Origin of the sequence: Kitasatospora sp. NPDC127111, assembly GCF_042677465.1 — a bacterium.
GTDB lineage: Bacteria > Actinomycetota > Actinomycetes > Streptomycetales > Streptomycetaceae > Kitasatospora.
The window spans coordinates 131,059-153,904 of record NZ_JBHXTG010000013.1 but is presented as its reverse complement, the minus strand read 5'-3'; the positions used below and the strand labels follow the sequence as shown (position 1 = coordinate 153,904).

Genomic DNA, 22,846 nt, shown 5'->3' with positions numbered 1-22,846 from the left:
GCCCGGGCCCGCCGCAGGACCGTGCTCAGTGCGCGGCGGCCTCCCAGTTGGGGCCGACGCCGACCGAGACGTCGAGCGGGGCGCGCAGCGGGTAGGCGCCGGCCATCTGCTCGCGGACGATCGCCTCGACCCGCTCGCGCTCGCCGTGGGCCAGCTCCAGCACGATTTCGTCGTGCACCTGGAGCAGCATCCGGGAGGTGAGCCCGGCCTCGCGCAGCGCGTCGTCCACCCGGAGCATGGCGATCTTGACGATGTCGGCGGCCGAGCCCTGGATCGGGGCGTTGAGGGCCATCCGCTCGGCCATCTCGCGGCGCTGGCGGTTGTCGCTGTTGAGGTCCGGCAGGTAGCGGCGGCGGCCGAGCAGGGTCTCGGTGTAGCCGGTGGCGCGGGCCTCGTCGACCACCCGGCGCAGATAGTCGCGGACGCCGCCGAACCGCTCGAAGTAGGTGTCCATCAGGCCCTGGGCCTCGGCGGGCTTGATGCCGAGCTGCTGGGAGAGCCCGTAGGCGGAGAGCCCGTAGGCCAGGCCGTACGACATCGCCTTGATCTTGCGGCGCATCTCGGCGTCGACCGCGTCGCCGGGGACCTCGAAGACCTGGGAGGCGACGGTGGTGTGCAGGTCCTCGCCGGAGGCGAAGGCCTCGATCAGGGCCTCGTCCTCGGAGAGGTGAGCCATGATCCGCAGCTCGATCTGCGAGTAGTCGGCGGTGAGCAGCGCCTCGTAGCCCTCGCCGACGACGAAGGCGCGGCGGATCATCCGGCCCTCCTCGGTGCGGACCGGGATGTTCTGCAGGTTCGGGTCCTGCGAGGAGAGGCGGCCGGTGGCGGCGACCATCTGGTTGAAGGTGGTGTGGATGCGCCCGGCCGGCGACACCGTCTTGAGCAGGCCCTCGACGGTGGTGCGCAGCTTGGCCTGGTCGCGGTGGCGGAGCAGGATGACCGGCAGCTCGTTGTCGGTCTGGGTGGCGAGCCAGGTGAGCGCGTCGGCGTCGGTGGTGTAGCCGGTCTTGATCTTCTTGGTCTTGGGCAGCGCCAGCTCGCCGAAGAGGATCTCCTGGAGCTGCTTGGGCGAGCCGAGGTTGAACTCGTGGCCGGCCGCGGCGTGCGCCTCCTCGACCACGCGCTGGATCTCGGCGGCGAACTGGGACTCCAGGCCGGTGAGCCAGGGGCGGTCGGCGGCGATGCCGGTGCGCTCCATCCGGGCCAGCAGGGCGGCGATCGGCAGCTCCATGTCGCGCAGCAGCTCGGTGGCGCCGACCTCGGCCAGGCGGGTGTCGAAGAGCGCGGCGAGGTCGAGCACGGCGCGGGCCTGCAGCATCAGCGCCTGGGCGCCGGCCGTCGCGTCCTCCTCCGGGGCGTCGAAGGCGAGCTGGCCGGTCTCGGCGGCGGGGGCCGGGGCGAGCGAACGGGCCAGGTACTCCTCGGCGAGCACCTCCAGGGTGAAGGTGCGGCGGCCGGGCTTCTCCAGGTAGGCGGCGAGGGCGGTGTCGGCGACGACGCCCTCGATGGTCCAGCCGCGCTCGGCGAAGGCGCGCATCACCTGCTTGGCGATGTGCAGGGCCTTGGGGGCGGCCGGGTCGGCGAGCCAGGCGGCGAAGGCGCGTTCGTCCTCCTCGCCGAGCAGCGCCGGGTCGAACCAGGCGGCCGACTCCCCCGCGGCGAGGGCGACCTCGGTGACCTCGCCGGTGCCGAGCGCCCACCGGTAGACGGCGGCCAGGGCGACCGGGGTCTTGCCGTCGGCGGCGTGCTCGCCCAGCCAGGCGGTCAGCGTGCCCGGGTCGGTGAGCAGTTCGCCGTCCACGTCGACGCCGGGGGCGAGCTCGGGGGCGGCCTCGGGCTCGACGGCGGCCGGGTCGATGCCGAAGACGCGGTCGCGGAAGTTGGCGTTGCGGAACTCCAGCGACTCCATCAGGGTGCCGACGGCCTCGCGGTCGAACGCGGCGCGGCCCAGGTCGCCGACGCCGAGCGGGAGTTCGACGTCGCGGACCAGCTCGGTGAGGACGCGGTTGCGCTTGACCGAGTCGAGGTGCTCGCGCAGCTTCTCCCCGATCTTGCCCTTCACCTCGTCGGCGCGGGCGACGAGTTCGTCGAAGGAGCCGAACTGGTTGACCCACTTGGCGGCGGTCTTCTCGCCGACGCCGGGGATGCCGGGCAGGTTGTCGGACGGGTCGCCGCGCAGCGCCGCGAGGTCGGGGTACTGGCGCGGGGTGACGCCGTACTTCTCGGCGACCTTCTCCGGGGTGTAGCGGGTGAGCTCGGAGACGCCCTTGGTCGGGTAGAGGACGGTGACGTGCTCGGTGACCAGTTGGAGGGAGTCCCGGTCGCCGGTGACGATGTCGACGTCGTAGCCGGCCGCCTCGGCGGCGGTGGCCAGGGTGGCGATGATGTCGTCGGCCTCGAAGCCCTCGACGGTGAGCCGGGGGACGTTCATGGCGTCGAGCAGCTCGCCGATCAGGCCGACCTGGCTGCGGAACTCGTCCGGCGTCTTGGCGCGGTTGGCCTTGTAGTCGGGGAACTCGACGGAGCGGAACGTCTGCCGGGAGAGGTCGAAGGCCACCGCGAGGTGGGTCGGCTGCTCGTCGCGGACGGTGTTGGCGAGCATCGAGGCGAAGCCGTACACCGCGTTGGTGGGCTGGCCGGTGGAGGTGTTGAAGTTCTCCACGGGCAGCGCGTAGAACGCCCGGTAGGCCATCGAGTGCCCGTCGAGCAGCATCAGCCGGGGCCGGGCCCCGCCGCCACCCGGCGCGCTCTTGTCCGTACTCTGCGTAGCCACGTCAATCCGTTCCTGCCGATTCCACTACCGGCCACCGATCCTATGGCCCGGCACCGACAAAAGGGGCGCGCCGGAAGCCGGGGCCCGCCCGGCACCCCCGGGGCGCCGCACCGCCACGCCGACCGCCCGCCGCCCCGCGCACCGCCCACCGCCACGACGGCCGCCCCGCGCACCGCCCGCCGCCACGACGGCCGCCCCGCGCACCGCCCACCGCCCGCCGCCACGCCAGCCGCCCGACGCGGCCGCTACCGCCGAGTAGGACGGTCGTACGATCACAGGCAGCACGAAGACGTGATCCCCCGAGCGGCAGGAGCTCCCGCCATGACCGACGCTGCCCCCGAAGCCACCCGTGACGCGGCCGCCGTCCTGAAGGTCCCGCAGGAGGTGCTGGACCACTTCGCGAAGCTGGGCGTCGACCCGGCCACCTTCTCCGGCGGCCACCTCGGCGAGAAGCTCGGCATCCGGATCGTCGAGGCCTCCGGCGACCGGGTGGTCGGCACCATGCCGGTCGAGGGCAACCAGCAGCCGTACGGACTGCTGCACGGCGGCGCCTCGGCGGCGCTGGCCGAGACCCTCGGCTCGATCGGCGCGATGCTGCACGCCGGCCCCGGCCGCTACGCGGTGGGCGTGGACCTGAACGCCACCCACCACCGCTCGGCCACCTCCGGCCTGGTCACCGGGGTGGCGACGGCCGTGTTCAAGGGGCGCACCGCCGCCACCTACGAGATCGCGATCACCGACGACACCGGCAAGCGGGTCACCAGCTGCCGCCTCACCTGCATGCTGCGCGACCTCTGAGTCCGCGGCCCCCGCGACCCGCGGGGCGCGACTGACGCACCGTCGGCCCGGCCGACCGCCCGCAGGCCGGTCAGCCGGGCCGACGTGCCATCAATTCCCTTGACCGCCCCCTTGTTTGACCTTCGACCTCCCCGGGAAGGCGTTGGTCCATACAAGGGGGCGGTCGCATGTTCACAGAATTTCAACCGTGTAACGCTGCGTAACAACCAGGGATTTCGACCGGCGGCGGCTCCCCGTGCCCGCAGTGACACAGAAGTCGGTTCGTCAAGCCCCCCAAGGTCCGTTATGCGGACCCGCACGCCCGGAACCAGCACAGCGAACGGCCCCGTCCGATTATCGGAGAGGCCAGGAGTAACCCCCATTTCTGGGCCTTACACCTGCCTACCAGCTAGTAATAGCCCGGTGGTACCGGATCGATCGAGCCGAAACGACCACATGCTGAGACAGTCTCTCCGTGTGCTCATAACAAGAGAATCACAGCCTCGCCGCACCACTGCCGGAGCCGCCCGGAGGCCATCTAGAGTCACGGCCAGTCACCGCGCCACCGGATTGGGCCAGGCCCACCGCGCATCCGGCTCCCGCCTCTCAGGCGCGGCGCCCTCCCGAACCGAAGGGGACCCCCGTGCGTCACCGTTCAGCAGTTGTCGTGAGCATTGCCGTCATCGGCGCCCTCAGCCTCAGCGCCTGCGGCTCCCGTGATGAGAAGAAGTCCGGGGACGGCAACAACGCCGGGTCCGCCACCACCGTCACCATCGGCGTCGACGCCCCGCTCACCGGCGACCTCTCCGCCCTCGGCCTCGGCATCCGCAACTCCGTCGAGCTCGCCGTCAAGCAGGCCAACGAGAAGAACGAGGTGCCCGGCGTCAAGTTCCAGATCAAGGCCCTGGACGACACCGCCAAGCCCGCCCCCGGCCAGCAGAACGCCACCCAGCTGGTCGCCGACAAGGACGTCATCGGCGTCGTCGGCCCGCTCAACTCCAGCGTCGCCCAGTCCATGCAGCAGATCTTCAACGACGCCAACCTCGTCCAGATCTCCCCCGCCAACACCGGCGTCGCCCTCAGCCAGGGCGAGAAGTGGGCCAGCGGCGTCAAGGCCCGCCCCTTCAAGTCCTACTTCCGCACCGCCACCACCGACGCCGTCCAGGGCCCCTTCGCCGCCGACTTCCTGGCCAAGGACGCCAAGAAGACCAAGGTCTTCCTCATCGACGACCAGAAGACCTACGGCGCCGGCCTCGCCGCCACCTTCAAGGCCCAGTTCCTCAAGGACGGCGGCACCGTCGTCGGCGAGGAGCACGTCAACCCCGACGACCGCGACTTCGCCGCCGTCGTCACCAAGGTCAAGTCCTCCGGCGCCGAGGCCGTCTACTACGGCGGCGAGTACCCCGCCGCCGGCCCGCTCTCCCTCCAACTCAAGGACGCCGGCGTCAACGTCCCGCTGATGGGCGGCGACGGCATCCAGAGCGGCGACTTCATCAAGCTCAACCCCAAGGGCCAGGGCGACTACGCCACCGCCGTCGGCCTGCCCGTCGAGCAGCTCCCCACCGCCGCCAAGTTCATCGCCGACTACAAGACCGCCGGCTACAAGGACGCCTACGAGACCTACGGCGGCTACTCCTACGACAGCGCCTGGGCCATCATCCAGGGCGTCAAGGCCGTCGCCGCCGCCAACGGCGGCAAGCTCCCCGCCGACGCCCGCGCCAAGGTCGTCGAGGCCGTCCAGAAGGTCTCCTTCGACGGCGTGACCGGCAAGGTCTCCTTCGACGAGTTCGGCGACACCACCAACAAGCAGCTCACCGTCTACACCGTCAAGGACGGCAAGTGGGCCGTGGAGAAGTCCGGCACCTTCAACGGCTGAACCTGACCCAGCGTCAGTAGCACCACAGAACGTCGGAGTTACCGCGCGGGGGCGCCACGAGTGCCCCCGCGCGCCTCACATCCACCACCCACGCGGACCCACCCCACGCACAACGGAGGCCCAGCGGTGCACGACCTACCGCAGCAGCTGGCCAACGGCCTGATCCTCGGCGCCCTCTACGGGCTCGTCGCGATCGGCTACACGATGGTCTACGGCATCGTCCAGCTCATCAACTTCGCCCACGGCGAGATCGTCATGGTCGGCGGCTTCGGCGCCCTGACCGCCTACCTCGCCCTCCCCGGCGGCACCACACTCTGGCTGGCCCTACCGCTGATGCTGATCGCCGGCATCCTGGTCTCCACCCTCACCGCCGTCGCCGCCGAGCGCTTCGCCTACCGCCCCCTGCGCACGGCCCCCCGCCTCGCCCCGCTGATCACCGCGATCGGCCTCTCCATCCTGCTCCAGCAGCTCGTCTTCTCGTTCTACCCCGACGCCAAGAAGGCCCGCGTCTTCCCGAAGATCCCCGGCGACCCCTTCGCCCTCGGCTCCGTCACCATCCAGCGCAGCGACGTCTTCCTGATCATCGCCGCCCCGCTGTGCATGCTCGCCCTCGGCTGGTTCGTCACCCGCACCCGCTCCGGCCGCGCCATGCAGGCCACCAGCCAGGACCCCGACACCGCCAAGCTCATGGGCATCGACACCGACCGCATCATCGTCATGGCCTTCGCCATCGGCGCCGCGTTCGCCGCCGTCGCCGCCGTCGCCTACGGCCTGCGCAGCGGCCAGGTCGACTTCCGGATGGGCTTCATCCTCGGACTCAAGGCCTTCACCGCCGCCGTCCTCGGCGGCATCGGCAACATCTACGGCGCCATGCTCGGCGGCGTCGCGCTCGGCCTCGCCGAAGCCCTCGCCACCGGGTACATCCAGCACCTCCCCGGCATGCACCTCTTCGGAGGCGGCGCCTGGAAGGACGTCTGGGCCTTCGTACTCCTCATTCTCGTACTCCTCGTCCGGCCCCAGGGCCTGCTCGGCGAGCGCGTCGCGGACAGGGCGTGAGCACCATGACCACCACCCCCACCACCGAGACCACCCCGGTCATCCCCGTCCCCGCCCGCGCCGCCACCCTCCTCACCGGCCTCGGCGCCGCCGCCACCGCCGGCTCCGCCCTGATGTCCTGGACCTGGACCTCCGAGTTCCCCGGCGACCTCACCTACTTCGGCTCCCCCGCCGGCCTCCAGTGGCTCGCCCTCACCGCCGGCCTGCTCACCCTCGCCCTGCTGCTCGCCACCCAGGGCGTCCCCGGCCTGCGCTGGGCCGCCCCCACCCGCAGCAACAACGCCGTCCTGTACGCCGCCGCCGGCGCCTTCGCCGTCGGCTGGTTCTCCGTCATCGCCATCGCCGTCGACCTCGGCGGCCTCGCCAACCTCGAACCCGGCGGCTGGGTCCTCGGCGCGGGCTCCCTCCTCACCCTCGCCGGCGCCCTCGGCCTCCCCCTCGACCGGCGCACCCACGTGCCGCTCAAGGTCCTCAACTGGCGGCTCTTCCTCATCAAGCCGATCGCCTGGATCGCCTACCTCGGCGCCGCCGCCATCCCCGAGGACAAGCCCGTCGCCCCCGTCCTCACCGCCCTCACCGGCGGAGCGGTCATCGCGGGCACCGCCGTCCTCCTCGTCCAGGGCGGCCACCTGGTCAACCACTGGCTGCGCCTGGGCACCGTCGCCCGGCCGCTCCCCGCCCCCCGCGAGCTGCCCTCCCTCGTCGAGGTCCTGCTCATCGTCGTCGCCTTCGGCCTCGGCCTGTTCGCCATCACCTTCGGCATCGACACCGAGTACGGCGAACTCTTCATCGGCTACCTGCTGCTGGCCGGCTCCGTCGGCGCCGCCCTCGGCAAGTCCGGCCTGGTGCCCCGGCTGCGCGCCCTGACCGTCAAGTACCGCTCGGTCACCACCGGCGCCGCGTTCGCCGCCGCCGCCAGCTTCCCCTTCACCCAGACGAGCGACCAGTACACCTCGGTCGCCGCCAACATCCTGATCTTCGCCACCGTCGCCCTCGGCCTCAACATCGTCGTCGGCCTCGCCGGCCTGCTCGACCTCGGGTACGTCGCCTTCCTCGGCGTCGGCGCCTACGCCGCCGCCCTGGTCTCCGGCTCCCCCGCCTCGCCGATCCACGTCCAGTTCCCGTTCTGGGCCGCGATGCTCACCGGCGCCGTCGTCTCCATGGTCTTCGGCGTCATCATCGGCGCCCCGACCCTGCGACTGCGCGGCGACTACCTCGCCATCGTCACCCTCGGGTTCGGCGAGATCTTCCGCATCACCATGCTCAACCTCAACGGCACCACCGGCCCCAAGGTCACCAACGGCTCCAACGGCATCCCGCGGATCCCCGACCTCAACATCCTCGGCTGGGACCTCGGCAAGCCCACCAACGTCTTCGGCATCGAGCTCGGCCGGTTCTCCAACTACTACCTGCTGATGCTGCTGGTCACCGCCCTCGTCGTGCTGGTCTTCGCCCGCGTCGGCAACTCCCGCATCGGCCGGGCCTGGGTCGCCATCCGCGAGGACGAGACCGCCGCCGAAGCCATGGGCATCAACGGCTTCCGCCTCAAGCTCCTCGCCTTCGCCCTCGGCGCCTGCCTCGCCGGCCTCGCCGGCACCGTCCAGGCCCACGTCAGCTACACCGTCACCCCCGACCAGTACACCTTCGCCGAGGCCCTGCCGCCCAACTCCGCCTTCCTGCTCGCCGCCGTCATCCTCGGCGGCATGGGCACCATCAGCGGACCGCTGGCCGGCGCCACCCTCCTCTTCCTCGTCCCCAAGAAGCTCGAATTCCTCTCCGACTACCAGCTGCTCGCCTTCGGCATCGCCCTCATCGTGCTGATGCGGGTCCGCCCGGAGGGCCTCATCCCCAACCGCCGGCAGCAGCTGGAGTTCCACGAGGCCACGATCCCGGCACAGTCCACCGGCGACGCGGCCACCCTCACCAAGGCAGGGGCGTGACCAGCCAGATGACCACCACCGACGCCCCCGTCGCCACCACCGCCAGGCCCATCCTCGAAGTCTCCGGCGTCACCATGCGGTTCGGCGGCCTCACCGCCGTCAACGACGTCTCCCTCACCGTCGGCGAGGGCGAGATCATCGGCCTCATCGGCCCCAACGGCGCCGGCAAGACCACCTTCTTCAACTGCCTCACCGGCCTCTACGTCCCCACCGAGGGACGCGTCGCCTACCGCGGAACGGTCCTGCCGCCCAAGCCCCACCTCGTCACCCAGGCCGGCATCGCCCGCACCTTCCAGAACATCCGGCTCTTCGCCAACATGACCGTCCTGGAGAACGTCCTCGTCGGCCGGCACAGCCGCACCAAGGAAGGCCTCTTCTCCGCCATCCTGCGCGGCCCCGGCTACCACCGCGCCGAGGCCGAGAGCCGGGCCCGGGCCATGGAACTCCTCGAGTTCACCGGCCTCGCCGACAAGGCCGAACACCTCGCCCGCAACCTCCCCTACGGCGAGCAGCGCAAGCTCGAAATCGCCCGCGCCCTCGCCTCCGACCCCGGCCTCCTGCTCCTCGACGAGCCCACCGCCGGCATGAACCCCCAGGAGACCCGGGCCGCCGAGGAACTCGTCTTCGCCATCCGCGACCGCGGGATCTCCATCCTCGTCATCGAGCACGACATGCGGTTCATCTTCAACCTGTGCGACCGCACCGCCGTCCTCGTCCAGGGCCAGAAGATCGTCGAAGGCGACCGCGAAACCGTCCAGAACGACGAACGCGTCATCACCGCCTACCTCGGCGCCCCGCTCGAAGGCACCACCGCTTCGGAGGACACCCAGTGACCGCGCTCCTCGAGGTCCAGGACCTCCGCGTCGCCTACGGCAAGATCGAAGCCGTCAAGGGCATCAGCTTCACCGTCAAGCAGGGCGAGGTCACCACCCTGATCGGCACCAACGGCGCCGGCAAGACCACCACCCTGCGCACCCTCTCCGGCCTGCTCAAGCCGACCGCCGGAAAGATCGTGTTCGACGGCCAGCCGCTGAACACCGTCCCCGCCCACAAGATCGTCTCGCTCGGCCTCGCCCACTCCCCCGAAGGCCGGCACATCTTCCCGCGCATGACCATCGAGGAGAACCTCCTCCTCGGCGCCTTCCTGCGCAGCGACACCGCCGGCATCGCGGCCGACGTCGAACGGGCCTACGGCCTCTTCCCCATCCTCGGCGAGCGCCGCAAGCAGGCGGCGGGCACGCTCTCCGGCGGTGAGCAGCAGATGCTCGCGATGGGCCGGGCCCTCATGTCCCAGCCCAAGCTGCTGATGCTGGACGAGCCCTCGATGGGCCTCTCGCCGCTCATGATGCAGAAGATCATGGCGACCATCGTCGAGCTCAAGGCCAGCGGGACGACCATCCTGCTGGTCGAGCAGAACGCCCAGGCGGCGCTCTCGCTCTCCGACCAGGGCTACGTCATGGAGACCGGCCGCATCGTCCTGGAGGGCACCGGCGCCGACCTCCTCCACGACGAGTCCGTCCGCAAGGCGTACCTCGGCGAGGACTGAGTCCGCGCGCACGGAAAGGGCCCGGCAGCACCTGCTGCCGGGCCCTTCCCCTTTCCGCCTACTCGCCCTTGGCCTCTTCGGCCTTCTTGCGGTCCTGGGCGGCACCCTCCTCGATGACCGCCTCGGCCACCGCCGCCATCGTCATCCGGCGGTCCATCGACGTCTTCTGGATCCACCGGAACGCGGCCGGCTCGTTCAGCCCGAACTTCGTCTGCAGCACGCTCTTCGCCCGGTCCACCAGCTTCCGGGTCTCCAGCCGCTGGGTGAGGTCCGCGATCTCCTCCTCCAGCGTCCGCATCTCGGTGTACCGCGAGACCGCCATCTCGATCGCGGGCACCAGGTCGCTCTTGGAGAACGGCTTCACGATGTACGCCATCGCCCCGGCGTCCCGGGCCCGGTCCACCAGCTCGCGCTGCGAGAACGCGGTCAGCATCAGGACGGGCGCCAGGTGCTGCTCGTGGATCCGCTCGGCGGCCGAGAGGCCGTCGAGGACGGGCATCTTCACGTCCAGGATGGCGAGGTCCGGCCGCAGCTCCTCGACCAGCTTCACCGCCGTCTCCCCGTCCCCGGCCTCGCCGACGACGGTGTACCCCTCCTCCTCGAGCATCTCCTTGAGGTCGAGACGGATCAACGCCTCGTCCTCGGCGATCACAATCCGGGTGATCTGGGGCATGTCGGTCTCAAGCGGCTGCGCCTGCTCGTCGGCGGTGCTCACGGGGCTCCTCATTCCGGCGGGGTACTGCATGCACGAGGGTACCTAGCTGCGCCGGACAACGTGCGCAGGGTATCCTTCACGGGCGCGAACCAGCCGGGTTGGTGGAAGGGCAGACACGATCGCCTCAAAAGCGATTGCCTGAAAGGGCGTGTGGGTTCGAATCCCACACTCGGCACCGAATTTCTCCTCGCATTCCCAGGTGATGGGAAATTCATCACATCTGGTGGACGATGCGCGTACCGTTCACCGGCCGCCCTCATCCTTCGCACGCTGGTGCGCATGACCACCGACTCCGTGCGAGAACAAGCAGTCCACATGCTTCGGCGTGGCCTCTCCAATGCCGAGGTCGCCCGTCGCCTGAGAGTCCCCTACGGGACGGTCTCGGCATGGCGGCACTACGACCGCGCCAAGCACGGCGGGCTCCCGGGCCGCAAACGCTCAACCTGCCTGCACTGCTACGCCGATCCGCTGGACCACCCGTCCTATGCCTACCTGCTCGGCCTCTATCTCGGCGACGGCCACATCCTCCTGCCGAACGACTACCGCCGCACGCAGAGTCTTCAGATCACCTGCGACGACAAGTGGCCGGGGATCACGGACTCCGTCGAGCAGGCCATTCGGGCGGTGCTGCCACGGAACAGACCCTGCCGGGTCAGGCGTACGGGCTGCCACGACGTCAAGGTGTACTCGAATCACCTGACCTGCTACTTCCCCCAGCACGGCCCGGGCAAGAAGCACGAGCGCACCATAGCCTTGCAGCCCTGGCAGCGGGAGATCGTCGACGCGCACCCGTGGGAGTTCCTCCGAGGCCTGATCCACTCCGACGGCTGCCGCATCACCAACTGGGCGACCCGAACGGTCAACGGCGTCCAGAAGCGCTACGAGTACCCCCGCTACTTCTTCACCAACACCTCGGCCGACATCATCCGCCTCTTCACCGACGCCCTCGACGCCGTGGGCGTGCAGTGGAAGGCCTCGATCCCCCGACCCACCGGCCAGGTCAACGTCTCCATCGCCCGCAAGGAGTCCGTCGCCCTCATGGACACCCACATCGGCCCCAAGTACTGACGGAGACACCGGGGCCGCGGGCTACGCTCCCAGTCTGGCGTCGCCCCACGCCCCGTAGCTGTAGGGAGACAGGTTCGCCGTCGTGGCGTAGGTGACCACGATCTTCAGGCGCAGCGCGTCCCTGACGTCGACGGTGAGCTGCTGCGACTGCCCGAGCGAGAGGGTCTGCTGGGCGACGGACCTGCCGTCGACGAAGACTTCGAAGGTCAGGACCGTTCCCGTGGGCGAGTCGTCCCGGACCCCGATCGTGGCGGTGAACGTCTGCCAGGCGCGTTCGAGGTTGTACTCGGCCGCGTTGGCCGGGATGGAGCCGAGATCCGTGCGAAGGGAGACGCTGTGGGCGTAGTTCGTGCCGTTCACGAGTGCCGCGCCGTTCTCGACCCCGTAGGTGGAGGAGAACGGGTCGTTGTCGCTCAGGTACTGCGTTCCGGTCGTGACCGTCGTCGTGGGTGAGGCGAACCCGGGCGACCCGGGCGTGGGCGACGCGGAGAGATCGGTGGCGGACGGAGCGGTGGCCGTTACGGTGACGGTCCGGGTTGCCGTCGCCGCCGGGGTGGAGGCGGTGGGCGACGCGCCGCCGGAACCGCACGCGGTGACCGCGATGACGGTCAGGCCGGCCGTGGTGGTGAGGGCTGCCAGACGCAGCGCCTGCCGGTGGCGCCGAAGTGGCGCCCTCGGTCCTCCATCCATTTCCCTCAGCTCCTAGGTCGGCGGCGGGTCGGGCGGGTCGTGCGGCGGCGGGGGTGGCGCGTTCACCGGTGGCACCGTCGGCGGCTCGGGCGGGTCGTACGGCGGCGGGGGTGGCGCGTTCACCGGTGGCACCGCACCGGCGTGCTCGGCGGCTTCGTCCTGGTGCCGGAGCCGGTCCCGCAGGACGGCCACGAGCGTGAGGGTCGCGGTGGCGATGGCGGCGAGCAAGCCGATCCAGAGGCCCGCTCCCGTCGAGGCCGTGGTGTCGGACAGTTGGTTGTTCAGGTCCACCAGGTCGGAGACGTCGGCCAGCTTGACGATGTAGAGGACCAGCAGATTGGACGCCGGGATCAGCGCGATCGCCGCGTATGTCGGGTTGTCCCGTGCGAGTGCTGCCCAGACGAGGCAGAGGAAGGCCAGGACCGCCACGATGATCAACGCTGGTCCGGCGGCCTGCATGCCCTGTCCGAAGGCATTCACGCCGTACGTGCCCGAGACCCAGGGGGCGAAGAGCATGAAGAAGCTCAGAAGTGCCGTGCCTGCGGCTGCCGCCAGTGGCCAGTCGCGGGCCAGCCGGAGTGCGATGCCCCCGCCACCGTGTTGCGACGGATCCTGGTGGGCCATGGCTCCTCCGTCCGTGCGTGACGTCGCACTTGTTCCGGGGAGGGAATTCCGGGAGCCGCACGGTGGGGTGCCGACGCTCCTCTCTCAGCATGTGTCGGCCGCGTAGGAGGTGCAACCTCGGCTCGACCGTGCTGTCGGCGTGCGTGGCACGACGGGCCGTGGTGCGCTGGAGTTCTGGGACCACCAGTCGGCGGCGGGACCTTTCGCCACGTTTGCGCCCTGCCCCGAACGCCATTTGACCGACAGTCATCTCCATGGGGAACAGGCGATACCGATGGTGAGAGTCAACGCGCAACGGTGGCCGGCCCTGCTCGGAGCGTTCGTGCTGGCCGCCACCGGCGCGGTGCTGCCGGACGGTGCCGTGGCCGCACGATCGGCCCTCGTACCGGCTTGCCTGGCCGTGAGCCCCGATTCGGGAGGCGTGCACGACAGTTGGTCGTCGGCGGCGCCGACGACCACGCCGCGCTACTTCCTCGCCGCGGCGACCGACTGTGACGGAACTGTCTACGCCCTGGGCGGCTGGGCGGCCACGACGCCGTCCCCGGGGCCGTCGGACTTCGCACGCAGCGATCTGGTGGAGAACTACGACCCGGGCAGCGGCTCCTGGACGACGGTGCCCGCGTTGTGGAGCGCGCGGGCCAGGTTGGCGGCGGTCACCGACGAGGACGGCCGGATCTGGGCGATCGGCGGAGGCGACGACGCTTCCTCGGGCCGGGCCGTCGAGGTGTACACGCCCGGCTACGGGGCATGGCAGGCCACGCCCAGCCTGCCCGTCGAGATGCCGGTCCCCTCGGCCGCTTCGGATGCCGCAGGGAACGTCTACGTCTTCGACGGCGACGAAACTGCGATCTTCGACGCGGATTCCAGGACTTGGCGGACCGGGCCTCCGATGCCGACGCCCCGCGAAGGCGGGGTGGCCGCGACCGGTGCGGACGGGAGGGTCTACGTGATCGGCGGGTACACCACCGCGGAACCCGACGTTCCGACGAGCACGGTGGAGGTCTACACACCGAGCACCCGGGAGTGGAGCCAGGCGGCGCCCATGCCCGGGCCGAAGGGGCGGGCTGCGGGAGCAACGGCCCCGGACGGGCGGATCTTCGTGTTCGGGGGAGCGTCCGAGCCTGGTGAGACGCCGACGGCGGTGACCTACGTGTACGCCCCGGGGACGGACCGCTGGGAACCCGCCGAGAGCATGCCGCACACCAGGGATTGCGCGGCGGCGGCGGTCGGCGGCGACGGACGGATCTACCTGGTCGGGGGGACGGAGGGTGACGCCGTCAGCACGGCCACGACGGACGTGGACGTCTACACGCCCTGATCCCTCGGGTGGCCGGGCGGGCGGCATTCCTCCGGACGGGGAATGCCGCCCTCGGGCTCGTGGGCGGGGTTCGGTCAGGTGTCCAGGGTGCCGACGTGGTGGACGCGGACGAGGTTGGTGGAGCCGGCGAGGCCGGGGGGTGAGCCGGCGGTGATGACGACGGTGTCGCCCTTCTGGCAGCGGCCGAGGGAGAGCAGGGCGGCGTCGACCTGTTCGACCATCTCGTCGGTGGTGGGGGCGAAGGGGCCGAGGAAGGTCTCGACGCCCCAGGTGAGGGCGAGTTGGCTGCGGACGGCGGGTTCGTAGGTGAAGGCGAGGACGGGGATGGGCGAGCGGTAGCGGGTGAGGCGGCGGGCGGTGTCGCCGGACTGGGTGAAGGCGACGAGGTACTTGGCGTTGAGGAAGTCGCCGATCTCGGCGGCCGCGCGGGCGACGGCGCCGCCCTGGGTGCGCGGCTTGTTGGTGGTGGTGAGCGGGGGGAGGCCGGCGGCGAGGACGTCGGTTTCGGCGGCTTCGATGATGCGGCCCATGGTGCGGACGGTTTCGACGGGGTACTTGCCGACGGAGGTCTCGCCGGAGAGCATCACGGCGTCGGTGCCGTCGAGGACGGCGTTGGCGACGTCGGAGGCCTCGGCGCGGGTGGGGCGGGAGGCGTTGATCATCGAGTCGAGCATCTGGGTGGCGACGATGACCGGCTTGGCGTTGCGCTTGGCCAGTTGGACGGCGCGCTTCTGGACCATCGGGACCTGTTCGAGGGGCATCTCCACGCCCAGGTCGCCGCGGGCCACCATGATGCCGTCGAAGGCGTCGACGATGGCTTCGAGGTTCTCGACCGCCTGCGGCTTCTCGATCTTGGCGATGACGGGGAGGAAGCGTCCCTCCTCGGCCATGATGCGGTGGACGTCGTCGATGTCGCGGCCGTTGCGGACGAAGGAGAGCGCGACGAGGTCGGCGCCGGTGCGCAGGGCCCAGCGGAGGTCGGTGACGTCCTTGTCGCTGAGTGCGGGGACGGAGACGGCGACTCCGGGGAGGTTGAGGCCCTTGTGGTCGGAGACGAGGCCGCCTTCGACGACGAGGCAGCGGACGTGGGGCCCGTCGACCTCGGTGACTTCGAGGGTGACCCGGCCGTCGTCGACGAGGATGCGTTCGCCGGGGGTGACGTCGCCGGCGAGGCCGGCGTAGGTGGTGCCGCAGCGGTTCTGGTCTCCGACGACGCCCTTGTCGGTGGAGATGGTGAACTCGTCGCCGCGTTCGAGAAGTACGGGTCCTTCGGCGAAGGTGTCGAGCCGGATCTTCGGGCCTTGAAGGTCGACGAGGACGCCGACGCTTCGGCCGGTCTCGTCGGCGGCCTTGCGGACCCGGCGGTAGCGCTCCTCGTGCTCGATGTGGGAGCCGTGGCTCAGGTTGAAGCGGGCGATGTCCATCCCGGCGTCGACCAGGGCTTTGATCCGGTCGTACGAGTCGGTGGCGGGCCCGAGGGTACAGACGATTTTTGCTCGGCGCATAGTGCTGAGGGTAAGGATTACCGGCGCGTAACATCGACGTCCGTCCGGACAGCGGGATGACCTTTGCCGGACGGCGAGTTGAACAATCTGACGCACCCTCGGACCGGTGTGCGACGGCTTCGGTCGGGACCGTTCGCCGATGCGATTCCGTGAAGCGGTGTTCACCCCTGGTTCACCGTCGCTTCCGCCGCCGCTCCCGCCCCGGCGGGACGCTCGTCACCCGGGTGGACCGCCCGGACACGTTGCGGCGAGGGGGAAGCGTTCGGCATGAGGCGTGCGTTCGGGTTGCTCGTGGCGGTACTGCTGCTCGGCGGGGTGGCGTTCGCGCTCCTGGAACCGACCGACGGCGGGGGCGGGGGGAAGGGGCCGGTGACCGTCACCGTCACCGGGCTGATCGGGTCGGAGAAGCGCGAGTTCTTCGACGACCCGGCGGTCAGGGCCGAGTTGGCCGCGCAGGGCCTGACGGTGAAGGTGCAGAGCGCCGGTTCCTGGCAGATGGGCGACAACCTGGACGGGATGGACTTCGCCTTCCCGGCCAGCCAGCCGCCGGCGGACGCGATCCGCACGAAGAGGGGCATCACCGAGACGGCGATCCGCCCGTTCTACTCACCGCTGGTGATCATGGCGCACGAGTCGACGGCCAGGGTGCTGGAGGCCAACGGGCTGGCGGGCCAGGACAAGGCGTCGAAGGTCTGGACGTTCCGGATGGCCGACTACCTGAACGCCATCCGGACGGGCCGCAGATGGGACCAGCTCGGCGGCGACAAGCCCGGTGACCTGGCCGGGGACATCTTCCTCACCACCACCGACCCCACCACGTCCTCGTCCGGCGCGATGTACGTCTCGCTGCTCTCCTACCTGGAGAACGGCAACCAGCCGGTGGCGGACGCCGCGGGGGTGGAGCGGACCAAGGCCCTCCTGCACACGGCGATCACCAAGCAGGGTTCGCTGAAGAAGTCCACCGACGAGCCGTTCGCGGACTTCCTCTCGAACGGCGGGGGTGCGCTGGTGCTCGCGTACGAGTCGCAGGCGGCCGAGCTGATCGTGAAGAAGAAGGCGCCCGAGGACCTGGTGGTGCTCTACCCGGACACCACGGTCTACTCCGACCACACGGTCGTCGGGCTGACCGAGAACGGGCGGAAGCTGGCCGGCCAGCTGAACGGCAACGCGAAGTTGCGCGAGCTGGCGGCTAGTTACGGCTTCCGTCCGCAGGGGGACACCAATGCCTTCGGGGCGCAGCTGAAGAGTGCGAGCGGTTCGTTCACCCTCGCCCCCCATCTGGGTGCGGCAAAGGTGAAGCAGGCGCCGACTCCGGTGCCCGAGGTCCTGCAGAAGTTGATCGACGGCGCGATGAGGGGTTGAGCGGGGGATGGGGAGCGGGATGACGACGGTGCGCGGGAGCGGTGTGCGGGGGCTGGCCGTGGGGCTGGCGCTGCTGGTGGCGACGGTGACGGCGTGCACGTCCTCGCCGGCGTCGGCGCCGAGGCAGGGGGACGCTCCGGCGCCGACGGCGCGGGAGGGGGTGCTGCGGGTCCTCGCCGGCAGTGAACTGCAGGACATGGCGCCGGTGTTGGAGGAGGCGCGGAAGGCGACCGGGGTGACGGTGCAGTTCGCCTGGACGGGTTCGCTGGACGGCGCGGACGCGGTGTCCTCGGGGCGGGCGGACGGCAAGTACGACGCGATCTGGTTCCCGTCGAACCAGTACCTGCACCTGGATGAGGGCAGCCGGTCGAAGGTGCTGTCGGAGACGCCGGTGATGGCTTCGCCGGTGGCGTTCGGCATCCGGTCGTCGGTGCTCGCCGAGCAGGGTTGGGGTGACGGTTCCAAGGTGACGTGGGGGAATCTGGCGCAGGCGGCGGCGGGCGGCGAGCTGGCGTACGGGATGGCCGATCCGTCCCGGTCCAACTCGGGGTTCTCGGCGTTGGTGGCGGTGGCTTCGGCGTTCTCGGGGGCGAGTGCGGCGCTGACCGAGGCGGACGTGCGGAGGGCGACGCCGTCGTTGAAGCAGTTCTTCGCCGGGCAGAAGCTGACCTCGGGTTCGTCGGGCTGGCTGGCGCAGGCGTACTCGCGGGCGGAGCGGGGTTCGGTGGGGGCGGTGGTGAACTACGAGTCGGTGCTGCTGTCGATGAACCGGACGTTGCCGCAGGACCAGCAGTTGACGGTCGTCCGGCCGTCGGACGGTGTGGTGTCGGCGAACTATCCGCTGACGCTGCTGAGTTCGTCGGCGCAGCGGGAGCGGGATTCGTTCCAGCGGTTGACCTCGTACCTGTTGAAGGAGGAGGTGCAGAAGCGGATCTCGGAGTTGACGCTGCGCCGTCCGGTGGTGCCGGCGGTGGCTCCGGCGGCGGGGTTGCCGACGGACCGGCGGCACGAGCTGCCGTTCCCGGGGACGCGGGCGGTGGCGGACGGGTTGCTGGCCTCGTACCAGAACGAGCTGCGGCGGCCGTCCCGGACGGTGTACGTGCTGGACACCTCGGGTTCGATGTCGGGGGGCCGGTTGTCGGCGCTGAAGGCGGCGTTGGGCCGGTTGACGGGGGCGGAGGACACCCGGGGGGTGCGGCGGTTCCGCAACCGTGAGGAGGTCACGCTGCTGTCGTTCGCGTCGAAGGTGAAGTGGACGAAGACGCACACGGTGCCGGCGGCGGACGCGAAGCCGGAGCTGGACGCGATCAACGCGGATGTGCAGGCGTTGTCGGCGGACGGCGGGACGGCGGTGTACAGCTCGTTGCGGGAGGCGTACGGGGTGATCGAGCGGCAGCAGTCGGCGGCGGGGGACGACCGGTTCACGTCGATCGTGCTGATGACGGACGGTGAGAGCAACGAGGGTGCGACGGACGGGGACTTCAGGAACTTCTACAACGGGCTTCCGCCGGCGCGGAAGGCGGTGCCGGTGTTCCCGATCCTGTTCGGGGATGCGGCGAAGGGGCAGTTGCAGGGGATCGCGGAGCTGACCGGGGGCAGGTTGTTCGACGGGACGGGGTCGTTGGACGGGGCGTTCGAGGAGATCCGTGGTTACCAGTAGCGGTGCCGGGCCGGGCGGTGGCGGCGGTTCGTCGTTCGGCCGGCGGGCCTGGGGGTACCTGGAGTCGACGCGGAACCTGGTCGGTTGCGCGGCCGGGGCGGCCGGGCTGGGGCTGCACTTCGCGGGGTTCGGCGGTGCGTTGTGGCCGGGGGTCGTGGCGGGGTTGTACGGGGCTGGGGTGCTGTTGTGGCCGGTGAAGCCGGGTCCGCCGCCTCCTCCGCCGCGGGAGCCCTGGCCGGAGCTGGCGGAGTTGGCGGAGTACCTGCGGGGTGTGCCGCTGCCGGTGTCGGCGGGGCTGGACGGGTTGTTGGAGCGGCTGGCGGAGGTGGGGAGGCGGCCGGACGCGGTGCTGATCGTGGGCGGGCGGCTGCCGGTGGCGGTGGACGGCTATCTGCGGGCCCGGACGTGGGAGCGCTGGCGTGCGGGTGCGCCCGATCCGGGGGCGGTGCTGGCGGGCGAGGTGGAGTCGATGACGGCGGCCCTGGCGGGGTGAGCGGGCCGGCTGGGGTGAGCCGTGGGCGGGCCGGGGTGAGCCGTGGGCGGGCCGGGGTGAGCCGTGGGCGGGCCGGCGTCCTGGGCCCGGGGTCAGTTCTCCAGGACGCCGGCCAGTTCGGCCCGGCGGCGGACGCCGAGTTTGCGGAAGCTGTTGGTGAGGTGGGTCTCGACGGTCCGCAGGGCGAGGTGGAGGGTCGCGGCGATCTCGGCGTTGGAGTGACCGGCGGCGGCCATCCGGCAGATGCGCAGTTCGCTGTCGGTGAGGGCCTCGGTTCCGGCGTGTTCGCCGCGCCCGGGGCGGGCGCCGGAGGCGTGCAGGGCTTCGACGGCGACGGCGCGCAGCCGGACGGCGCCGAGGCGTTCGGCGCGGCCGGCGGCCTCTCGCAGGGCGCGGCGGGCGGCGCCGCGGCGGCCGGCGTCGGCGAGCAGCCGTCCGTGGGTGACGAGGGCGGGGATGAGTTCGGTCTCGATCTCGCCGCGGCGCAGGAGGTCGACGGACTCGGCGGCGAGGTCCAGGCCGTGGCGGCCGCCGGTGGCGGCGGCGAGGGCGCGCAGGGCCCGTCCGATGGTGCGGGGGGTGCCCCAGGTCCGGGCGAGCCGTAGTTCCTCCTCGGCGAGGGCGACGGCGGGGCCGGGTTCGCCGAGCAGGGTGTGGCAGTCGGCGGCGGCGGAGCGCCAGGGGGTGACGATCGGGCTGCGGACGTGCCGTTCGTCCTGTCGGCGTCCGCATTCGAGCAGGTCGGCGAGGGCTGCGGCGGGTTCGCCGGTGGCGAGTCGGAGCATGCCGCGGGCGTAGAGGTACTCGTTCCATTCCCAGGAGTCCTGGGCGCGGTCGGCGGCGATGGCGCGGGCGAGGCCGTGGGCCTGCCAGTAGCGGCCGGTCTCGGTGAGGGCGAGGACGGCTTGGGCGACGAGGTGGGCGTTCTGCTGGCCGAGCAGTCCGGCGTAGCGGGCGCGGGTGGCCTGGGCGTCGGCGGGTCCGGGGGTGCCGGGGGTGCCGGGGGTGCCGGGGGTGCCGGCGGGTCCGGGCGTACCGGTGGGGGTGCCGTCCTCGGGCGGGGTGCCGCACCACCAGGACCAGACCGGCCGTTCGCCGCGTGCGCCGGGCTCTGCCCCGGGTCCGGTGCCGTGGCCGGTCCTCCCCCGGGTGCCGGGTCGTTGTCCGGGGTGCGGGCGGGCGGCGGGCGCGGGCCCGGTGAGGGCGAAGTCGTCGAGCAGTGCCTGGTACTCCCCGCGCATCACGCGGGTCTCGGCGCGGACGCTCAGCAGGCACTGGTAGCCGGGGTCGAGCGAGGGGCCGCGGTAGGCGGCGAGGCCGCGTTCGACCAGCCGGTCGGCTTCGGGCAGCAGGTCGGCCCATTGGGCGAGGGTGGCGGCGGAGACCTGGACGTAGGAGCGGCAGAGCGGGTCGACGGGGGCGTCGAGGAGTTCCCGGATCCGGCCGCCGACCTCGGCGGCGGAGAGCGTGCCGCTGGTCGAGTCGAACTCGGTGAGCAGCGCGTACGCGGGCGGCGCGAGCCGCTGGTTGCTGCGGGCGGCGAAGCGTTGGACGCCCTCGACCACCTGGAGCCAGCTGCGGCCGTCGTGGGCGGCGATCAGCGCGGCGGCGGCCTGGACGGCGTGGACGAGGTCGTCGCGGTCGGCGAAGCGTTCGGCGAGTTCCTCCATGAGTTCCAGGGCGGCGGGAGTGTCGCCGCGGGCGGCGAGGACGGCGCCGAGCGTGTTGGCGGTGCGGAAGACGCCTTCGTCGGACTGCTGGAGGTGGACGGCCTCGGCGAGGTGGCGGACGCCGGCGGTGCGCTCGTCCGGGCCGAGGGTGACCTCCAGGCTGCCGAGTTCGGTGAGCACCAGGCCGCGGCGGCGTTCGCCGAGCGGTTCGGCGAGGACGCGGCACAGCAGGGTGACGGCGTCGGCGGGGCGGTCGGCGTCGGCGGCCTTGCGGGCGGCGGCGCGGAGGGTGTCGGCGGCCCAGCGGGGGCCGGGGGCGGGGGTGAGGAGCAGGTGTCCGGCGACGCGTTCGTCGGGGGCGCCGGCGCGGTGCAGGTAGCCGGCGGCGGCGCGGTGGACGTGGGCGCGGTGGCCGGGTTCGTGTCCGGCGAGGACGGCGTCGGCGAGCAGCGGGTGGGTGAAGCGGGGCCAGCGGCCGGGGCCGGGGTCGTCGAGCACGCCCTGGGCGGTGAGGTCGACGAGCCAGCCGGTGAGCCGGTCGGGGTCGGCGCCGGCGAGTTCGGCGAGCATGGCGGCGGGGTCGCCCGCGGCGGGCAGGGGCGTGGTGCGGGCGGCGGGGTGTTCCTGCATCCGGGCGAGGACGCGGGCGGCGTCGAGGGCGTGGTCGCCGCCGCCGCGCAGCCATTCCTCGACGGCTTCGGGGAAGGCACCGCCGGGCAACCGGGTGCAGCGGTCGGGGAGTTGTGGGAGGGCGGGCGCGTCGGGGAGCTGCCGCAGGTCGGTGAGGAGGGCGGTGAGCAGGGCGGGGTTGCCGCCGGTGGCGCGGACGCAGTCGGCGGCGAGGGCGGCCGGGGTGCCGGGGCCGAGGTGGTGTGCGGCGAGGCGGGCGGCGGCGGGGGTGTCGAGCGGGCCGAGGCGGGTGGTCTCGGCGAGTCCGGGGGGCAGGCCTCGGCCGAAGCGGGCGGGCGGGGTGCCGAGGGCGGCCTGCCGGTGTTCGGTGGCGAGCAGGAGGACGGGCAGCCGGTCGATCCGGCGGGCGACCTGGAGCAGCCAGTCGCGGGAGGGCCGGTCGGCGTGGTGGATGTCGTCGACGGCGAGCAGGACGGGGTTGTGGGCGGCGTGCAGGCGCAGGAGGGCCCAGAGGTCCTCGCCGGGTTCGGCCGGTGCGGGGTGGCGGTCGGTGCGGGCGGGGCGGGTGTCGGGGCCGGTCTCGAAGAGCTGGCGGGCGGCCGCGTAGGGGGTGGGGGTCTCGTCGGCGGCGCAGCGGGCGCGCAGGACGGTGGTGCCGTCGGCGGCGGCGCGGCGGGCGGCCTCGGCGAGCAGGGTGCTGCGGCCGGTGCCGGCGGCGCCGGTGAGCAGCAGGACGCCGCCGGTGCCGGCGCGGGCGCGGTCGGCGAGGGTGGCGATGCGGCGCAGTTCGGGGTCGCGGGCGGTGAGGTGCGGTTCGGGGTCGCGGGCGGTGAGGTGCGCGGGCGCGGGGGCGGCCTCGCGCGGGCCGTGGATCCTGACGGTGCTCATCCGCTCTTCCCCTCCCCGAGGTTCCTTTCCGGCGCGGCCGGTCGGGCACTTCCGGCCGCCGTCAGGGGAGACGGTTTGACGTCGGGTCGGCGGCGGGGTCCGGGGCTGTGATCCTCGTCGCATCCGGCCGGGGCCGGTGGGCGGCCCCGCGTGGGGCCGGGGCGTTCCCGTCGGTCCGGCGCGTTCCCCCTGCGTCGGGCCGGTCCGCGGTGCCGGTGCCGGGACGGCGTGAGCGGGCCGGGTGGCCCGGACGCT

17 protein-coding genes and 1 tRNA gene are annotated in these 22,846 nt (G+C 71.9%); 12 read left to right on the top strand and 6 right to left on the bottom strand.

What is annotated here, in order from left to right:
* Nucleotides 1-25 precede the first annotated feature (25 nt).
* Entirely contained in the window at nucleotides 26-2,713 is a 2,688-nt protein-coding gene (gene polA / locus ACFVHB_RS11825; RefSeq protein WP_380319010.1) for a DNA polymerase I, read from the bottom strand.
* Nucleotides 2,714-3,094: 381 nt separating this feature from the next.
* On the opposite strand from polA, the gene ACFVHB_RS11820 reads away from it, so the two are divergent.
* From ACFVHB_RS11820 to ACFVHB_RS11795, 6 genes are all read left to right on the top strand, one after another.
* The gene (locus tag ACFVHB_RS11820; RefSeq protein WP_380318968.1) at nucleotides 3,095-3,571 is read left to right on the top strand and encodes a PaaI family thioesterase; all 477 of its coding nucleotides are present in this window, start codon (nucleotides 3,095-3,097) and stop codon (nucleotides 3,569-3,571) included.
* Nucleotides 3,572-4,193: 622 nt separating this feature from the next.
* Nucleotides 4,194-5,426 carry a branched-chain amino acid ABC transporter substrate-binding protein gene (locus ACFVHB_RS11815; RefSeq protein WP_380318965.1) on the top strand — a complete coding sequence of 411 codons (1,233 nt, stop codon included), beginning with the start codon at nucleotides 4,194-4,196 and terminating at the stop codon, nucleotides 5,424-5,426.
* A 126-nt stretch (nucleotides 5,427-5,552) separates the two neighbouring features.
* Entirely contained in the window at nucleotides 5,553-6,482 is a 930-nt protein-coding gene (locus ACFVHB_RS11810) for a branched-chain amino acid ABC transporter permease (protein WP_360187542.1), read from the top strand.
* A gap of 5 nt (nucleotides 6,483-6,487) precedes the next feature.
* On the top strand, nucleotides 6,488-8,422 hold the full coding sequence (locus tag ACFVHB_RS11805) for a branched-chain amino acid ABC transporter permease (protein ID WP_380319007.1): 1,935 nt from the start codon (nucleotides 6,488-6,490) through the stop codon (nucleotides 8,420-8,422).
* 8 nt (nucleotides 8,423-8,430) lie between these two features.
* Nucleotides 8,431-9,255, top strand: coding sequence for an ABC transporter ATP-binding protein (locus ACFVHB_RS11800; protein ID WP_380319004.1), 825 nt, complete (start codon nucleotides 8,431-8,433; stop codon nucleotides 9,253-9,255).
* Nucleotides 9,252-9,968, top strand: a complete 717-nt coding sequence (locus ACFVHB_RS11795) for an ABC transporter ATP-binding protein (RefSeq protein WP_380318961.1) — start codon at nucleotides 9,252-9,254, stop codon at nucleotides 9,966-9,968. Before ACFVHB_RS11800 ends, ACFVHB_RS11795 begins: the two co-directional genes overlap by 4 nt.
* A gap of 58 nt (nucleotides 9,969-10,026) precedes the next feature.
* On the opposite strand, the gene ACFVHB_RS11790 is transcribed toward ACFVHB_RS11795, so the two are convergent.
* Nucleotides 10,027-10,695, bottom strand: a complete 669-nt coding sequence (locus tag ACFVHB_RS11790; protein WP_380318958.1) for an ANTAR domain-containing response regulator — start codon at nucleotides 10,693-10,695, stop codon at nucleotides 10,027-10,029.
* An 80-nt stretch (nucleotides 10,696-10,775) separates the two neighbouring features.
* On the opposite strand from ACFVHB_RS11790, the gene ACFVHB_RS11785 reads away from it, so the two are divergent.
* Nucleotides 10,776-10,858, top strand: a tRNA-Leu gene (locus ACFVHB_RS11785).
* A gap of 104 nt (nucleotides 10,859-10,962) precedes the next feature.
* Complete coding sequence (locus ACFVHB_RS11780; RefSeq protein WP_380318955.1) at nucleotides 10,963-11,751, top strand: helix-turn-helix domain-containing protein; 789 nt, start codon at nucleotides 10,963-10,965, stop codon at nucleotides 11,749-11,751.
* 21 nt (nucleotides 11,752-11,772) lie between these two features.
* Here the strand turns inward: ACFVHB_RS11780 and ACFVHB_RS11775 are convergent, their stop codons facing one another.
* The gene (locus tag ACFVHB_RS11775) at nucleotides 11,773-12,441 is read right to left on the bottom strand and encodes an NPCBM/NEW2 domain-containing protein (protein ID WP_380318952.1); all 669 of its coding nucleotides are present in this window, start codon (nucleotides 12,439-12,441) and stop codon (nucleotides 11,773-11,775) included.
* A gap of 12 nt (nucleotides 12,442-12,453) precedes the next feature.
* The gene (locus tag ACFVHB_RS11770; RefSeq protein ID WP_380318949.1) at nucleotides 12,454-13,065 is read right to left on the bottom strand and encodes a hypothetical protein; all 612 of its coding nucleotides are present in this window, start codon (nucleotides 13,063-13,065) and stop codon (nucleotides 12,454-12,456) included.
* A 274-nt stretch (nucleotides 13,066-13,339) separates the two neighbouring features.
* Between ACFVHB_RS11770 and ACFVHB_RS11765 the strand changes: the two genes are divergently transcribed.
* A complete protein-coding gene (locus ACFVHB_RS11765; RefSeq protein WP_380318946.1) occupies nucleotides 13,340-14,383 on the top strand; it encodes a Kelch repeat-containing protein in 1,044 nt (347 codons plus the stop codon).
* Nucleotides 14,384-14,457: 74 nt separating this feature from the next.
* Here the strand turns inward: ACFVHB_RS11765 and pyk are convergent, their stop codons facing one another.
* Nucleotides 14,458-15,888: a pyruvate kinase gene (gene pyk / locus ACFVHB_RS11760; RefSeq protein WP_380318943.1), complete on the bottom strand. Its 1,431-nt coding sequence runs from the start codon at nucleotides 15,886-15,888 to the stop codon at nucleotides 14,458-14,460.
* 267 nt (nucleotides 15,889-16,155) lie between these two features.
* Here pyk and ACFVHB_RS11755 point away from each other — a divergent pair, with 267 nt between their 5' ends.
* From ACFVHB_RS11755 to ACFVHB_RS11745, 3 genes are read left to right on the top strand one after another with little or no spacing between them, the layout of a single operon-like run.
* Nucleotides 16,156-17,250, top strand: a complete 1,095-nt coding sequence (locus tag ACFVHB_RS11755; RefSeq protein WP_380318940.1) for a hypothetical protein — start codon at nucleotides 16,156-16,158, stop codon at nucleotides 17,248-17,250.
* Between the two features lie 19 nt (nucleotides 17,251-17,269).
* Nucleotides 17,270-18,910, top strand: a complete 1,641-nt coding sequence (locus ACFVHB_RS11750) for a VWA domain-containing protein (RefSeq protein ID WP_380318937.1) — start codon at nucleotides 17,270-17,272, stop codon at nucleotides 18,908-18,910.
* Nucleotides 18,897-19,403, top strand: coding sequence for a hypothetical protein (locus ACFVHB_RS11745; RefSeq protein ID WP_380318934.1), 507 nt, complete (start codon nucleotides 18,897-18,899; stop codon nucleotides 19,401-19,403). Before ACFVHB_RS11750 ends, ACFVHB_RS11745 begins: the two co-directional genes overlap by 14 nt.
* Nucleotides 19,404-19,495: 92 nt before the next feature.
* On the opposite strand, the gene ACFVHB_RS11740 is transcribed toward ACFVHB_RS11745, so the two are convergent.
* Nucleotides 19,496-22,591 (bottom strand): AAA family ATPase, encoded by a 3,096-nt coding sequence (locus ACFVHB_RS11740; RefSeq protein WP_380318931.1) that lies wholly within the window; start codon nucleotides 22,589-22,591, stop codon nucleotides 19,496-19,498.
* Nucleotides 22,592-22,846: the final 255 nt, after the last annotated feature.

Excerpts from the sequence above, each read along its gene's own strand:
- ACFVHB_RS11770 (WP_380318949.1), bottom strand. The coding sequence starts at position 13,065 with ATGGCCCACCAGGATCCGTCGCAACACGGTGGCGGGGGCATCGCACTC.
- ACFVHB_RS11775 (WP_380318952.1), bottom strand. The coding sequence starts at position 12,441 with ATGGATGGAGGACCGAGGGCGCCACTTCGGCGCCACCGGCAGGCGCTG.
- ACFVHB_RS11750 (WP_380318937.1), top strand. The coding sequence starts at position 17,270 with ATGACGACGGTGCGCGGGAGCGGTGTGCGGGGGCTGGCCGTGGGGCTG.
- polA (WP_380319010.1), bottom strand. The coding sequence starts at position 2,713 with ATGCTGCTCGACGGGCACTCGATGGCCTACCGGGCGTTCTACGCGCTG.
- ACFVHB_RS11780 (WP_380318955.1), top strand. The coding sequence starts at position 10,963 with ATGACCACCGACTCCGTGCGAGAACAAGCAGTCCACATGCTTCGGCGT.
- ACFVHB_RS11790 (WP_380318958.1), bottom strand. The coding sequence starts at position 10,695 with ATGAGGAGCCCCGTGAGCACCGCCGACGAGCAGGCGCAGCCGCTTGAG.
- ACFVHB_RS11740 (WP_380318931.1), bottom strand. The coding sequence starts at position 22,591 with ATGAGCACCGTCAGGATCCACGGCCCGCGCGAGGCCGCCCCCGCGCCC.
- ACFVHB_RS11800 (WP_380319004.1), top strand. The coding sequence starts at position 8,431 with ATGACCACCACCGACGCCCCCGTCGCCACCACCGCCAGGCCCATCCTC.
- ACFVHB_RS11765 (WP_380318946.1), top strand. The coding sequence starts at position 13,340 with ATGGTGAGAGTCAACGCGCAACGGTGGCCGGCCCTGCTCGGAGCGTTC.
- ACFVHB_RS11755 (WP_380318940.1), top strand. The coding sequence starts at position 16,156 with ATGAGGCGTGCGTTCGGGTTGCTCGTGGCGGTACTGCTGCTCGGCGGG.
- pyk (WP_380318943.1), bottom strand. The coding sequence starts at position 15,888 with ATGCGCCGAGCAAAAATCGTCTGTACCCTCGGGCCCGCCACCGACTCG.
- ACFVHB_RS11820 (WP_380318968.1), top strand. The coding sequence starts at position 3,095 with ATGACCGACGCTGCCCCCGAAGCCACCCGTGACGCGGCCGCCGTCCTG.
- ACFVHB_RS11805 (WP_380319007.1), top strand. The coding sequence starts at position 6,488 with ATGACCACCACCCCCACCACCGAGACCACCCCGGTCATCCCCGTCCCC.